Raw genomic sequence first — 14202 nt, 5'->3', positions numbered from 1 at the left:
ATGCGAGGACTTCGGCGGTTAACGGAGGACTAGGCCTGTTCCCGCTCGGCGTACATCGGGAACGATACGGTGTGCTCATGCTCTGGCGTTGGTTCGCAGTCGTGATCGTCATCCTCGCTGTTGCCGGCATTTGGCACGTGACCATCCCCGATCGACCAGTTGCCGTAATAGTCGACGCCGAGACGCTGGGGTGCGCGACCCCGTATCCGATCGGCCCGCTCCAGACGACATCAACGGCGACGGTTCCAGACGATTTCGTACCCGTCGCCGCAGTCACGTGCGACCCGTTTGTCAGCGACAACGTGGCAGCCGACCGAACCGTCAGCTTCTCTGCTCATCGTTGGGAGGGCGATTTCAGTCGGGCGGTGGAAATGCTGAACCGCTCGTCCGCGCACAAGACTTGGTTCCCCGAAGGCTGCGGTGACAACTACAGCCTGGCTGTCCTGGACCAATTCTGGTTGGTCGACGATCGAGGCCGAGCAACTCGGCCGGGGTATCCCTCCGATTCGTGTGGACTGCCGAAACCCGGTGGCCTGGCCGCCATCAAGGAACTGACACCGGTCGGCAGTACCGAACACCGAATAGCGTTGTCCGACGACCAGATCTACGAACTGTCGCATTGTCGGCCGGCCTACCGACCAGCCACAACAGGTACCACGGCGCTGACGTCGCTGTCGGCGGGCAGCGTTTTCTGCCGATTCTCCGCCACCGAATTCGTAGGCACATCGTCTACGACGGAAACCTTCGACGGACTTCCACCCGCTCCCGACTGTGACGCGGTGGCCACCGAGGTGGCGTCGACGATCTACGTGGACCGTCCTACGAACGAGGAACGATTACTCACCGTCGAACTCGACGGCTGTCGGCGCGTCATCGCCGACGGATACGCACCGATGCAAGCGTCGGACGAGCTGTTGGTGTCTTTCCGGTAGTGCTGCGCCACAATGCAGTTGATCTCCCGCCCGGATGCGTAGGTCCCGATGTGACCAGTGACAGCCCGCAATCCTGTCAGGCGCCCGGGAACTGAAGGTGCGCCTGGGTCTTTCCCAGAACCGTCTGGCCCTTGTGCATGACGGTGACATCGATACGCACAGTCCGCGTTGTGGAGTCGATCCGCGCGATCTTCGCAGCGATGGAGAGATCAGCACCATCGACGGCATCGACTACGACGGGCCGAGTAAAGCGAGTTTCATACGAGATCACACCGCTCGGGTCACCAACCCAGTCGACGATGGCCTGCAAAGCAATTCCGGCAGTGAGCATTCCGTGCGCCAGAACTCCCGGTAGCCCAGCCGCAGTAGCGATTGCGTCGTTGAAATGGATCGGGTTCATGTCGCCGGAGGCACCGGCGTAGCGAACTAGGTCATCACGAGTGAGGACCAGATCAACCTTCGCGACGATGTCACCAAGGACGAGGTTTTCGAAAACCGGCACGACGGGTACGGTCATGCGCCTTCTCCTCGCGCCAGCAGGGTCGAGGTGACCGTTGCGACCAAAGCGTCGGTCACGTCGTGGATCTCGGAAACTGTCGACAGGATCGCACTGCCTGCTCGCACTGTCACCCCTGTAATCGTCAGTGTCGTAGACAGGTCATCGCCGGCGACTATCGGACGCTGATGCTCGATCTTCTCGGAAGTATGGACCACACGAGTCGGATCGAGCCCAGTATCCGGCGTGCGCAGCAGTGCCATGATCGCTCGCTGCTGGACAACGGTTGTGAATGTTGTCGGCGCGATGACATCGACGAACCCGGCCTCCCTGGCGACACCGACATCATGGTGCAAGGGATTGCTCGAACGCACCGCCAGAGCGAACTCGCGAATCTTTTCGCGCCCGACAAGGTACGAAGACGAGGGAAACACCCGGCCGGCGAGCGCTGGGTTCACAGGAGACATCCCGGAATACTAACGGCGGCCGACTTCGGGTTCATTCGTGGCCTGAGGTCTCGTCGGCCCGAGAATGCGATCGAGGAGACGCTCAACCAACTGGGCCGCCAATTCTGCTGTGGCGTAGCCGGGAAGCATCCCCTGGGCGAGCCCGGCGACAGCCGCCAGAATGAGCTCGGCGTCGAGGTCGGGATCCATTGACGGCGCAACCGCGTCCCGATTGGTCACTCGTTGAAGCTGGCCGGAAATGAGCGCTGTCAACTCTCTTGGGGCAGTGAGGGTTTCCTCGGCGGCGATTCCTTGTCCGGTCAGTGCGGCAGCGTGGAAGGCACCGAGAACAATCGCTTCCTCCCGACGTTGCCGATCGAGTGGGAGCATGCCGACAAGGAACGCTGCGGCCGCGCGAGGTTTATGCCTGTTCCCGCTCGGCGGCGAGGGCGACCGCCTGTTCAAAGGTATGGACGAGCACTGCACGTCGAGCGACCTTGTGATCCTCGTCCGGTTCGAGTTCGTCAATGTAGCCATCCCACACGCGCAGATATCGATCGCGCCAGTCGATCAGCACTTGCGTCGATGGAAAGGTCACACCGACTCGTTTCGTCTGGGCAATATCGGTGAGGATCTCGAGCCACGCCGGCACCATCTCCCCGCCCCATTCATCCGGCTCCAGACTCGAATCGTCTTCGAACTCGGCAGTGATGTCGTCCACGATTCGACCGGTCAGGGCCCCCAACCCATCCGCGACGGTGTCACTGTCAAAGTTTCCCGGACCCCAGACTCCCACAAGCCCTCCCATATCGATTGCGGATAAATTCAGGTCGACAGTCGCGTTCCCGTCGCAGCAGGCCGTGAGCGTGCTCGCAGTTTCAGGTCGGCAATTGCAAATTGGAGAATCTGCCGCCCGCTCAGTCAGAGCTTGCGGTCATTGGCGCCCGCCCAAATCGGACTGTCGACTATCTTCCGAAACTTCGGCGACCCACCGATTGCTGAAATTTTGAGCATCAACCAGTTCCAGATTCTCACAGTCACCTCCGCGTCGTATTTCGCCGTCAACACTAACCGACCGGCGGGACTCTTTCGGCTACCGGTACACCACTATGCGTCGACCAGTTAGATCAGGCGTGAACTCGAACTGGCGCAACAGATCGCCGGGAACTGAAGGAGCGCTTGGGTCTTTCCCAGAACCGTCTGGCCCTTTGTGCGTGACGGCGATTGGTTCTGGGTGCATCGATCCGGTCGGAAGCACTGCGATGTTGTCGGCACACGGAATTGTGCTCGGTGGAGATCGAGGATCCGTATCCACGGGTGTCGCAGGCAATTCCTGAAGGTTCGTAGGGGAAATAGCTGCGCATCGCCACCCCCAACAGCGATTCCGTCGATTGTGTAACAACCACACGAAGAACAGCCATCGATCTCCGAAAGGAAGACTGATCCGGCGAGACCGCGAGGTAGTGTCACATCTGCCCAGCAAAACTCGCCACGATCTCGAGAAGACGGTCGGCCTTGCCAACTGCCACCTCTGACGTTACGACGTTGCTGGGCAGGTGTTTACGAAGAAGGATTTCGCACGCGGGGTACCGATCGCTGATGGGACTGATCACCCCTTCTCTGAAAGATGTTGGTAACGAATCGAACCCCGAGCATAGAGGTGCAACGATTGGGCGAGTTGATTCAACGCCCCCGGTGTGCGATCTATCTATTTGCGCCAATCATCCTCGGTAACGGTTTAATTCGCCGAACGGGGCCGGGTACTGCAATAGCTGGCCGAGTATTCGATCACGCGTCTTACGCTAAGGAAGGACCGAGAACATGACTGAAGTAATTTCGTGGATTGTCCAGAATCCGATTGGTGCCGTCGTCGCGTTTGTTGCCGACATCGTAATATTGACGATGTCGTCTGTCGCGGGATACTCGTAACCGAATCCGCCCGTCCTTCACGGTATTCCTAAGTCGAGGAACTACATTCGAAACGCAGAGGGCAACCAACCGCAGCGTACCGTCGGCGCTCGTCACTGACCTTTCGTGGCCTCATATGCCCAACTGCGCCGGGTCCGTACTGACGTCCCTCGTGTCGAGTGTCATACCACCAGTTTCAATCAATCACGCCATCACTACTCAGGAGGAATCATAATGGGTTCGATCAACGCATTCAACGAATGGGTCAACCAAGCTACGTATGCGGGCGACCCGTTTGCCACCGCCATAGCGATCGTCCAGTTCTTCGCGGTGAGTCTCGTCAACCTGTTCACCGGCGGCCCCATTCTTTAAAGGAGTCCACTCGGTCCCACTTCTGCTCGGCGTCCATCGCAGCCTGTTCTTCGGCTGTACAGCTCCGCGCGAAGGGGGCCGGGACATCGCTGACGAGCATGATGCGTAGTTCGGCCTCGCGGATGGTCAGTGAACGCAGTTTTGGACGGTCGATCAGGACGAGTCGCCATCGGAGCGAATGAACACCGAAGTGCCCAAGCATGTTCGACGCTTGGGCACTGTCGGGCTTGTTACCCGTCAGTCGGGGTGGGCTCAGGGTTTTCCTGGATGAATCGCCGCTTGCGAACCCGTACGCTATCGCAATGGACTTGATGGTCTGGATCGTCACGACGCCATTTCTTGCAGCAGCACTGGCGGGCGTGATGCGACGAACGCTGGGGACGAGAGTCGGATGGCCACGAACACTTCTGGTCGCGGTGATAGCGCTCTCGGTGGGTGTCCCCCTGTCTGGCTACGCCGCGACATTCGCAGGAATTGCCAGCCAGGACGATCAACTTCTGGTGAGCGTGGGAACAGCACTCATATTCTTCGGAGTTGTCGCACTCTGGGTATTCGCGGCGTGCCTGGCAGTACTGGTCTTCCTCGAAGTTGTCCTTCCAACGGGGTCCATACCCGGCCCGCCAGAAGCATTGCAGCGCAGCCGCAAATCCTGGCGCCGAACGAAGCGGTACGTCCAGATCACGGGCATCGTCGTGCGAGCGGGAGGCGGGCCCGCTCTCCGTGCTGGGCCATCAGCGCCTCAGTTCGGGGACGCACTGGTGGAAGTAATCAACCGGTGCGGTGTCACTTTCGTCAAGTTGGGACAGATCCTCGGCACGCGAGACGACCTCATACCACCCGAGTTGGCTCGCACCCTCTCTTCTCTGCAAAGTTCGGCACGCCCGGCTGATCCCGACCGTATCGCGGAGCTACTGGCATCGGAACTCGGCGACGCACCAGAGTCGGTGTTCGCGTGGTTCGATGTGGAGCCGTTCGCCGCCGCCTCTGTCGCACAGGTACATTCCGCGCGCACCGTTGAAGGCGTCGACGTTGTGGTGAAGGTTCAACGCCCCGAGGCGAGCGCACAAGTGAGCGTGGATTGCGATATCTTCCTTCGCGTGTCATCCCGCGCGGAGACCCGTTTTCCCTGGGCACGCGATATCGGCGTTCACCGACTCGCCGGGGGCCTCGTCACGTCACTGCTCGAGGAACTCGACTACCGCACCGAAGCAGCGAATACCGGCGCGATTGCTTCCACCATGTCGAACCGCCCGGATATCGTCGTTCCGCATATCTACCCCAACCTCAGTAGCGGACGGGTGCTCGTGATGGAACGTCTTCACGGCACCCCGCTCTCCGACGGTGAGGGCGCGCTCACCGGCCTCGACCGCCACACCCGCAGCAGCGTCGCCAACGAACTTCTTGCGTCGTTGCTCGACGGGATCTTTGTCCACGGGGTGTTTCACGCGGACCTGCACCCCGGCAACATCATGATCCTCGATGACGGCCGGGTCGGGCTCCTCGACTTCGGCGCAGTAGGGGTTCTGGACGGCGAGACACGGATCTTGTTCGCCGTGCTCCTCAACGCTGCCCTCGCAGGTGATCCGGTGGCGACAGTCGACGCGATGCTGATGGCATTCGACGTACCGCCCGAAGTTGATCGCGGAGCACTACGTCACCAGGTGGGCCGAGAGATCACCCTGCTCAGTGTCCAACCCAATGTTTCCATGGCATCGTTCGCGCGAATGTTCACTGTGCTTCGCGAACACCGAATCGGAGTGCCGGGAGACGTCGCCGCCGCTTTCCGTTCGCTCGCGTCCTTGGAGCGCGCCCTGCGGCTCCTGGATCCGCAGATCGACCTCGTCGCTGCTGTTCGGGCCGAAGTACCCCGACTGTTGACCCATGTCGCCAGCCCGACTGCAGCCGCGCAGGCAATCCTGTCGACGACGGCGGTCACAACCGCGGTGGTCCGGCGCCTGCCTGGTCAGCTCGATCAGATCGCGACCTCGATCGCGTCGGGAAGCTTCACACTTCGCACTCGCTCGGTCGCACACCCCGACGACAGGCGATGGCTACGACGGTCGGCGAACAACGCCCTGGGTATGGCGGCGGGAGTGACCGCGCTGATTGTCGCGGCGATCCTGCTGTTCGTACCTGGCGGACCACAACTCACACCTCAGCTGTCGGGCTATGCACTCGTGAGTGCGGTACTGGGCTTCGTCGGCGTCGTTCTGTGCATGCGGACCGTGTTCCGTTTGTTCACACTCGACAACCGGTAACCAGTAACTGATGTTCATCGCTTGATCTCGATATCGTCGAAGTCGAGCGCCAGGAGCGTCGGCCGCGAGAGAACGCGGCCGCCTGGCCCTCTCGGGAGCACACGTCGTCGAGTGGGAAACGTGAGGCCGTCGAACTGACGGTGATGGTCACAGTAGAGTGCGGCTTTAGCCCACTTGCCTACGGGTTCGGCGACGAAGTCGTGACGGCGGATGAGGCCACCGTTGTCGACATAGAAGGTCTGCTGCCGGCAATGGGTATCGATCGCCGGCGCGAACGTTGCCTGAAGTCGTCGCCATTGCTGCCCGGATTCCTGCCAAGGTTCGGCTTCGGTGACAGTGATGTCGTCGCGGGCGAGCAGCAGCGGTGCCGTCAGATAGTTCCAAAAGGCGTAGCCGGCGAAGTAAGCGGTGTCGAGTGCGTCCCAGTGGAGGTTGCGCCGGACTCCACTCAACCCGAAAAACGTTGAACGTGGGTCGGTTCGACTCCCGAGTTCTTCGCCGTCACGAGTTTCGATCCGCACGACGCCCTTGTCGAACACAGCGCACTCGCCGACACGCGGAAAGTCTTGGAGGACAGTGCGTTGCTCGGCGACTTCAACCTCGACCGTGAACTTCGCCAGCTTGTTGCCTGGGAAGCGCTGGGGCAGCAGACCGCCCAAACGTCCCCGTGCCGTGATCGCTGAAACGGACTGCCAATGTTCGACTCCGCCATGTGCGGTGAGGACTTCATCGAGTAGTTCGTTCATATGTCGACGCTCTCCGTCCCCTGACGGAACTGTGGAAATCAGCGATCAGACGGACGCGTAGTTGTAGTTGCGTTCCTCCCGCGGTACCACTGCCACCCCGCGGTGATGATGACAGCGCCGGCAAGGGACCCGAGGATGCCGCTCGGGCGCAATGATAATCCGTCGCCTGCAATCAAACTCACGAGCAATCCGCCGACCAGCGAACCACCGATTCCCGCGATGAACGCGAAGGTCCAGTCCACTCGTGCGGTCGTTTTCCCCAGAATCAGCTGGGCTCCCGCTCCGATGACGATCCCGAACAGGAGTATTCCGATGATGAGCATGAGACAAGGCCCTTTCGTGGAGTGACGACGCAAGGCGCGAACGACTTACTCTGCACCATCTTTCCGGTATGTCTCTTATGTCGTGGTGAAATCCGTGTGAAAGATCGTCGTCGCCCATTCCACGTTGCTAGGTCGATGCCAGTGTCGTCGCCCAGCGGTAGTCCGCCTTACCGGCCGGGGTTCGCTTGACTTCATCGACAAGAACGATCGTGCGCGGCACCTTGTATCCGGCCAACGTCTTGCGGCAATGTTCCTGTACCGCTTCGAGAGTCAGCTCGTCGGATCCGGGGTAGGTCGCTATCACCGCTGCGACCTGCTGCCCCATGCGCGCATCGGGTGCGGGAACAACGAGCGCGTCGGAGATCGCCGGATGTGCGTGAAGGGCAGCCTCGACCTCTTCGGCGAAGACCTTCTCGCCACCGGTGTTGATGCACTGCGAGCCACGGCCGAGGAAGACAATGGTGCCGTCTGCTTCCACCTTGCCCATGTCGCCGAGCACCGAAAGGCGGGTGCCGTCGGCGCGGGTCGGGAACGTGCGGGCGGTCTTCTCTTCGTCCTTGTAGTACCCGAGCGGGACGTTTCCGATGCGCGCGATGTAGCCCACGTCGTCGGAGCCCGCTGGAATCTCTTCGAGGCGCTCGTCGACCAGAATCATGTTCGGCGAGGTCGGCATTCGCAGATTGCCCGCCTCGTCGATGGAGAAGGCGCCGTCGTTACCGGACTCGGAGGCTCCGAAGTTGTCCCGCAGCAGCAGGTCCGGCTTCACCGCCAGCATGCGATCCCGCACACTGGTGGACCAGATCGCGCCACCCGAGGTGATCGAGAACAGGGTGCTGAAATTGACCTCGTCCTTGCGTCGTTCCATCTCGTCGACCAACGGCAGTCCCATGCCGTCGCCGACGATCAAGATCACCTGTACCGAATCCTTCTCGATCGCTTCGACGACCTTCTCCGCGTCGAACTCGCGTCGTAGAACAACTCGCGCACCGAGGGTGAGGAAGGTGAACAGCGAGTACAACGCGGCGCCATGCATCAGCGGGGCAGCAATGAGGAACGAGAGTTCCGGAAATTCCTTTGCAGCACTGGCAATCTCGGCGAGGTCCTGCCGCGCTCCCTCACCGTACGGATTGCCGCCGGAGAGCGGCTTACGGAAGAAGTCGTCATGACGCCACATGACGCCCTTCGGGTATCCGGTGGTCCCGCCGGTGTAGAGGAGGTACACGTCGTCGCCAGAACGAGCGTCGAACTCCCCCACTGGCGACTGTTCACGGGCGTCGTCGAACGAAACCACGGAAACTTCATGCGCTTTTGCTGCTACGACCAGTTCGGCGTCGATCTCGCCGATCACGATCACCGTCTTCACCTTCGGGCATGCACCGAAGAGGGAAGCAAGGACACGCTGATGATCGGGGAGTTCCACGACCACTGCGACCGAGTCGGAGTTGGTGAAGATGTACTCGAGCTCGGCGGGTGTGTACCGGTAGTTCACGTTGATCGGGACCGCACGGATCTTGATCAACCCGAGGATCGACGTGACATGTTCGACGCTGTTCTTCAGGAACAGGGCTACATGATCGCCGCTCGAGATGCCAGCTTGCGCGAACAGGTTGGCCGTTCGGTTAGCCTCCGCATCCAACTGAGAGTAGGAGAAGTTCTCTCCCTCGTAAGTCAATGCAACGCGATCAGGGACTGAGCCGGCAACGGTCTCGAATATGTCAGCAAGATTGAACTGCATTGTCTTTCCTTTCAGAGTCCGCGCCGCGACATCGAGGCAGATAACCCTGAATCTAGAACACGTTCCATGTCGCCGGAGGTAAAACGGAACGATTAGCTGATCATTACCTGGACCTGACCTTTATCGGTGCGGCGACGGCCGAGGCTGCCCCACCCGACATCCACTCGGCGAGCAAGGTCTGCCACGACCCGCAATGGCAGCGCAGGTAGGTGACCGTCCCCTCGCTGGTTCGGTGCCGGGATTCGACCTCCCAGCGATGGATGCAACCGATCGGCGTGATCTCTGTTTTCTTCATGCAACGAGCATGATGTAATGGCATTGTGCATCTCAACCCTTACGGCGAATATGCGGTGACGCTGGCCGCCGACCTGGCCAATCGAAACCCCGAGACCCTGGCCGAACTCGTCGAACGCTGCGTCGATGCAGGCATCATTCTCGATTTCCCCATCGCCGAGAAGGACCTCGACGAGACCCTCGACCTTCTGATCGAGTGGTCGAAAATCGTCGACGTCACGGAGGAGGCAGCCCGCGCCGAACTGGTGAACGTCATGCTCGAGCAAGCGTCGGCGTATCCGCGCATGACCAACCACGCGAACGACGGCTGGCATCTGCACTACCGCGATCCCCAACAGTCGCTCGCCGAGGTCCTCAAGGCACTCTTCTCGGTAGGCACGGCGCTACACCTCGTCGGCCGCGGCATGCACCGATTAGGTCGATGCACCCTGGACGAGTGCACCAACATCTACGCGGACACCTCCCGCAACGGCAATCAGCGGTACTGCTCCCCCACGTGCGCGAACCGCGACGCGGTGCGGCGTCATCGTGCACGCAAGTGAGTTGCACCTACTACGACGTGGGACCCACTACCTCGAAATCCGAGCCACCTTGGTACTCGAACTGAAAGCTACCGCCGCTGCTTCCCGAGCTGATCCGATTCCACGCGTCGATCAAGTCCTGAACCGTGTTGTATCCCAGATCCTCCAAAGATCCTGAGAGACTTCCGGTTCCCGCGCCCTCGAACCAGCCGCCGACCACAACTGCCTGCGGAATCGCGATAGTGGGGTTGGTCGGATCGAGCAGTCGAACGCATGCTCCCGCAACGGCGTAAACCCCGGCCGGCAGATTACCGACGGTCCGCGTGATCGTCTGCCCAGGCGAAACGGCAAACAGATCGAGGATGTTACTGACGGTCGGGTACACCAACACACCAGGCTGGAGCAGCTTTGCCGGATCGCGAATCACGTCGGGGACATCCCTGGCATTGAGGATCGCCACCGTGCAGTTGATGAAGCTGAACCGCGGGTTCGGGTTGGTGATGGTGAAGGTGATCGCATTGTCCGCTGCGCTCACCGATACCGGAGGCGGAAGAATCGCTGGTGCTGCCGACGCCGTCGCCGGAGTCATGACAACCAGTCCCACGACGGCGGCGGACGCCGCGACAATGCTTCCGAGAGCGCGTTTGAATCCACGACTTCGCATTTCCGAACCTCCAGGCAAGTCGGTCAGATCACCAGATGCATGAAGAATAGACCGCTCAGTCGGAAAATTGGGGAGACAGGCAGCGAGCTACCCGAAAAGCCCTTCGAGGCTGCCGCTACCGAACAGGTCGCTCAGGCTTCCGGTATTGATGCCGCTGAACGGTCCACCGATGACAACGAGGCTCGGCACGCCAGGAACGGGCTTACCCAACGTCTCGAGATCGAGAAGATCGGAGCAGGCACCGAGCACGGCGTAGGTTCCGTCCGGAACATCGGTCACGGTATCGGTGACCGTCTGCCCCTTGCCCACGTCGAACAGCGAGGCCGGATCGGTGATCTTGGGGTACACCACAAGGTTCGGATCAAGCAGTTTCAGCGGATCATCAAGCACAGCAGCAGAATCCGCGGCGTTGACGACAAACGCCTGGCACAACGGGGCAATTCCCGTGTTGTTGTTCGTGATCGTCAGCGCCAGATCGTTTCCGGTCACCTTGTACGAGACGACCGGGGGGACCACCTCGGCCGACGCAGTCGCAGGATTGACCATCGCGACGCCTGCCGCGGTTGCAGCGGCGACTGCCACGGTTCCCACTACGCGACGTACTCCACTCGTGCCCAGCTTCATCGAGGATCCTTTCGTACTGCGCCTTGAGTTCGGCAACAGTGCGCAGCCTAGATCGGATCTAGCGCCCGAAATGGCCCAATTGCCCCGCCGGGAGGGCATGCCCGAAAGATCGGGACAAACGTCCCCTTCTCGAAGAGCTAGCTTTTCGACTCAGTTCCCACTGGAGACGAAGGGCGTTCGCACCGGTCCGCCGACCGAACCGTGCGGTGCTACCAATCCACGCTTTTCGAGGATCGGACGCACACCCTCACCGAACTGATACGCCTCTTCGAGATGCGGATAGCCCGACAATACGAAGTGATCCAGTCCGATCGCCGCGTACTCGGCAATCCGATCAGCCACTTCTTGGTGCGAACCGACCAATGCGGTACCTGCTCCCCCTCGCACCAATCCGACGCCGGTCCACAGGTTCGGCGCAATCTCCAGCGACCGCGCTCCGACGCCCTCCTTGTAAGCCGAACCACCGCCGTGCAATTCGAGCATCCGACGCTGACCTTCGGAGCCGGATCGCGCAAGACTCGCCTGAGCCTGCTCGACGGTCGCCGGGTCGAGCGCACTGAGCAGCCGATCCGCTTCTGCCCATGCCTGTTCCGAGGTGTCCCGACTGATGACGTGCAAACGGATTCCGTAGTCGAGGTGACGACCTTGGACTTCCGCGAGGTCGCGGATCCAGGCGATCTTGGCGGCAACAGCGGACGGCGTCTCACCCCAGGTGAGGTAGGTATCCGCGTAGCGCGATGCGACGGTGCCGGCCGCCGGCGAAGATCCGCCGAAGAAGATGGGCGGTACCGGATCCGGAATACGCTGCAGCGTAGCTTTTTCCACGTTGACGTACTCGCCGGAGAAATCAACCGGACCGTTACCGGACCACAACTGGCGGATCACGTCGAGGAACTCGCCGCATCGTGCGTACCGTTGGTTCTTGTCGAGGAAGTCACCGAACGTGCGCTGCTCGTGGTCCTCCCCGCCGGTCACGACGTTGAGCAGCAGACGACCGCCCGACTGCCATTGGAAGGTTGCGGCCATCTGGGCGGCCAGCGTGGGGCTGAGCAATCCCGGTCGCAGAGCAACCAGAAACTTGAGTGTCTCGGTGGTCTCGAGCATCATCGCCGTCGTCAGCCAGGCGTCTTCGCACCACGCGCCGGTGGGCGTGAGGACGGCTTCGAAGCCGTTCGTCTCGGCGGCCGCGCCGATCTGATTGAGGTATTTCAGCGTCGCCGGACGATCACCGGACATCGAACTGCCGTGCCCACCCGCCATCAGATTCCGGGAATCACCGTAAGTAGGCAAGAACCAGTGGAAGCGCAGTGACACGGTGATTCCTTTCGTCGACGAACAGGCAGAACTCTTCTGTCATTACAACCACAGTCCACCTCGAAGAACATGGTTGAAATCACCCTGATCGCTAGGGGTGCCCACTTTCGGCGCCGGCGATACCTTCGTGAATTTGCACCACGACCCGGGGGCTCCGATGACCACGTTTGCCGAAGTCGAGCACAATTCACCGTTCTCGAACGAGACCGACGACGAGCGGCGATCCAGATTGAGAACCGTCGTCGCCGCGAGCCTGCTCGGCACGACGGTCGAGTGGTACGACTTCTTCCTCTACGCGACGGCCGCGAGTCTGGTCTTCAACCAACTGTTCTTCCCGAACCAGAGTTCGTTCGTCGGGACCATGCTCTCTTTTGCGACCTTCGCAGTCGGCTTTCTCGTTCGCCCCATCGGTGGAGTGGTGTTCGGTCACATCGGCGATCGCATCGGGCGCAAGAAGACGCTTGCTCTCACGATGTTCATCATGGGTATCGCGACGGCGCTGATGGGCGTTCTTCCGACCGCCGCTCAGATCGGAGTCGTTGCACCGATTCTGCTTCTGCTGCTTCGTATCCTGCAGGGATTCGCTCTCGGTGGCGAGTGGGCCGGAGCTGTTCTCTTGGCAGTCGAACACAGTCCGGAGAAGAAGCGTGGACTGTTCGGCAGCATCCCGCAGATCGGATTGGCTCTCGGGTTGGCATTGGGCACAGGAATGTTCGCGCTGCTTCAAACAGTCTTCGACGACGACCAGTTTCTCCGTTTCGGCTGGCGCATCGCCTTCGTCCTGAGCCTGGTGCTCGTGATCGTGGGGTTGGTGGTCCGCTTGAAGGTGGACGAGACGCCCGCCTTTCAGGCCGTTCGCGACCTCGAACAGCGCTCGTCCGCCCCGCTCAGGGAAGTCTTTCAAGGAAAAGCCGCGCGAAACACCGTACTGGGCATGTTGTCTCGCTGGGGCGAGGGCGCCGCGTTCAACACCTGGGGCGTCTTCGCAATCACGTATGCAACCAAGACTCTGCATTTCGAAAAGGTTCCCGTACTTCTTGTGGTCACCGTGGCCGCAGTAGTGATGGCGATCTTGCTGCCGTTTTCCGGATTACTCACTGATCGGTTCGGCCCGCAACGGGTCTACATCGTGGGCATCGCCGCGTACGGCCTCGCGATCTTCCCCGCCTTCGCACTGTTCGGTACCGAGAATCTCCTGCTCTTCGGAGTCGCGATGGTCGTGGTCTTCGGAGTGATTCATGCCTTGTTCTACGGCGCCCAGGGAACGCTGTATGCGAGCCTCTACCCCACAGAAATCCGGTACACCGGGTTGTCGGTCGTCTACCAGTTCTCTGGTATCTACGCCTCCGGCGTCACACCTCTGATTCTGACGGCACTGATCGGCGCCAGTGGCGGTTCACCGTGGCTGGCATGTGGATATCTCGTGGCCACCTCGGCGATCAGCGTCGTCGCCACTGCGGCGATCAGGAAGCGTGATCTGCACTTGTAGCTGTCGTCATACAAATATCTTCCTATCTTGCATATTTGCTAGATATAGATAGAAACACCTGCCAAGAAGATCTAATCGAG

17 protein-coding genes are annotated in these 14202 nt (G+C 60.7%); 5 read left to right on the top strand and 12 right to left on the bottom strand.

Features of this window, described 5'->3' with window-relative positions; translation table 11 throughout:
* Positions 1-77: 77 nt before the first annotated feature.
* Complete coding sequence (locus tag CPI83_RS03645; protein WP_069145520.1) at positions 78-932, top strand: hypothetical protein; 855 nt, start codon at positions 78-80, stop codon at positions 930-932.
* A gap of 76 nt (positions 933-1008) precedes the next feature.
* Here the strand turns inward: CPI83_RS03645 and CPI83_RS03640 are convergent, their stop codons facing one another.
* Genes CPI83_RS03640 through CPI83_RS03625 form a run of 4 tightly spaced genes read right to left on the bottom strand, consistent with a single transcriptional unit; the run spans position 1009 to position 2595 of the window.
* Positions 1009-1449 carry a MaoC/PaaZ C-terminal domain-containing protein gene (locus CPI83_RS03640; protein WP_021331850.1) on the bottom strand — a complete coding sequence of 147 codons (441 nt, stop codon included), beginning with the start codon at positions 1447-1449 and terminating at the stop codon, positions 1009-1011.
* Positions 1446-1895, bottom strand: coding sequence for a MaoC family dehydratase N-terminal domain-containing protein (locus CPI83_RS03635; RefSeq protein WP_019745537.1), 450 nt, complete (start codon positions 1893-1895; stop codon positions 1446-1448). The genes CPI83_RS03640 and CPI83_RS03635 overlap by 4 nt, the downstream gene beginning before the upstream one ends.
* 9 nt (positions 1896-1904) lie before the next feature.
* Positions 1905-2411, bottom strand: coding sequence for a TetR family transcriptional regulator C-terminal domain-containing protein (locus CPI83_RS03630; RefSeq protein ID WP_258537248.1), 507 nt, complete (start codon positions 2409-2411; stop codon positions 1905-1907).
* Positions 2296-2595, bottom strand: a complete 300-nt coding sequence (locus CPI83_RS03625; RefSeq protein ID WP_223304584.1) for a DUF4259 domain-containing protein — start codon at positions 2593-2595, stop codon at positions 2296-2298. The genes CPI83_RS03630 and CPI83_RS03625 overlap by 116 nt, the downstream gene beginning before the upstream one ends.
* Before the next feature lie 1421 nt (positions 2596-4016).
* On the opposite strand from CPI83_RS03625, the gene CPI83_RS30685 reads away from it, so the two are divergent.
* Positions 4017-4154: a hypothetical protein gene (locus CPI83_RS30685; protein ID WP_021345701.1), complete on the top strand. Its 138-nt coding sequence runs from the start codon at positions 4017-4019 to the stop codon at positions 4152-4154.
* Here the strand turns inward: CPI83_RS30685 and CPI83_RS31150 are convergent.
* Entirely contained in the window at positions 4132-4482 is a 351-nt protein-coding gene (locus CPI83_RS31150; protein ID WP_232816858.1) for a hypothetical protein, read from the bottom strand. The genes CPI83_RS30685 and CPI83_RS31150 overlap by 23 nt on opposite strands.
* Here CPI83_RS31150 and CPI83_RS03615 point away from each other — a divergent pair.
* Entirely contained in the window at positions 4457-6412 is a 1956-nt protein-coding gene (locus tag CPI83_RS03615; protein ID WP_232816857.1) for an AarF/UbiB family protein, read from the top strand. The two genes, CPI83_RS31150 and CPI83_RS03615, sit on opposite strands and share 26 nt — an antisense overlap.
* 14 nt (positions 6413-6426) lie before the next feature.
* Here CPI83_RS03615 and CPI83_RS03610 read toward each other — a convergent pair whose 3' ends face one another.
* From CPI83_RS03610 to CPI83_RS03595, 4 genes are all read right to left on the bottom strand, one after another.
* A complete protein-coding gene (locus CPI83_RS03610; RefSeq protein WP_097386791.1) occupies positions 6427-7158 on the bottom strand; it encodes a hypothetical protein in 732 nt (243 codons plus the stop codon).
* Between the two features lie 38 nt (positions 7159-7196).
* On the bottom strand, positions 7197-7481 hold the full coding sequence (locus tag CPI83_RS03605) for a hypothetical protein (protein WP_003939785.1): 285 nt from the start codon (positions 7479-7481) through the stop codon (positions 7197-7199).
* 127 nt (positions 7482-7608) lie between these two features.
* On the bottom strand, positions 7609-9216 hold the full coding sequence (locus CPI83_RS03600) for an AMP-binding protein (RefSeq protein ID WP_097386790.1): 1608 nt from the start codon (positions 9214-9216) through the stop codon (positions 7609-7611).
* Positions 9217-9319: 103 nt separating this feature from the next.
* Positions 9320-9511 carry a hypothetical protein gene (locus CPI83_RS03595; protein WP_021331840.1) on the bottom strand — a complete coding sequence of 64 codons (192 nt, stop codon included), beginning with the start codon at positions 9509-9511 and terminating at the stop codon, positions 9320-9322.
* A 25-nt stretch (positions 9512-9536) separates the two neighbouring features.
* On the opposite strand from CPI83_RS03595, the gene CPI83_RS03590 reads away from it, so the two are divergent.
* Positions 9537-10052, top strand: coding sequence for a CGNR zinc finger domain-containing protein (locus CPI83_RS03590; protein WP_003940315.1), 516 nt, complete (start codon positions 9537-9539; stop codon positions 10050-10052).
* 10 nt (positions 10053-10062) lie between these two features.
* Here CPI83_RS03590 and CPI83_RS03585 read toward each other — a convergent pair whose 3' ends face one another.
* The 3 genes from CPI83_RS03585 to CPI83_RS03575 form a co-directional block, all read right to left on the bottom strand.
* Positions 10063-10695 (bottom strand): hypothetical protein, encoded by a 633-nt coding sequence (locus tag CPI83_RS03585; protein ID WP_003940176.1) that lies wholly within the window; start codon positions 10693-10695, stop codon positions 10063-10065.
* 87 nt (positions 10696-10782) lie between these two features.
* Positions 10783-11319, bottom strand: a complete 537-nt coding sequence (locus CPI83_RS03580) for a hypothetical protein (protein ID WP_020970975.1) — start codon at positions 11317-11319, stop codon at positions 10783-10785.
* Between the two features lie 150 nt (positions 11320-11469).
* Complete coding sequence (locus tag CPI83_RS03575; RefSeq protein WP_003940457.1) at positions 11470-12633, bottom strand: LLM class flavin-dependent oxidoreductase; 1164 nt, start codon at positions 12631-12633, stop codon at positions 11470-11472.
* Between the two features lie 157 nt (positions 12634-12790).
* On the opposite strand from CPI83_RS03575, the gene CPI83_RS03570 reads away from it, so the two are divergent.
* Positions 12791-14122: an MFS transporter gene (locus tag CPI83_RS03570; RefSeq protein WP_020909324.1), complete on the top strand. Its 1332-nt coding sequence runs from the start codon at positions 12791-12793 to the stop codon at positions 14120-14122.
* Positions 14123-14202 lie beyond the last annotated feature (80 nt).

The organism is Rhodococcus sp. H-CA8f (assembly GCF_002501585.1).
Lineage (GTDB): Bacteria > Actinomycetota > Actinomycetes > Mycobacteriales > Mycobacteriaceae > Rhodococcus_F > Rhodococcus_F erythropolis.
Note: the sequence above shows the minus strand (reverse complement) of the source record. Positions and strands in the feature narration are given on the sequence as shown.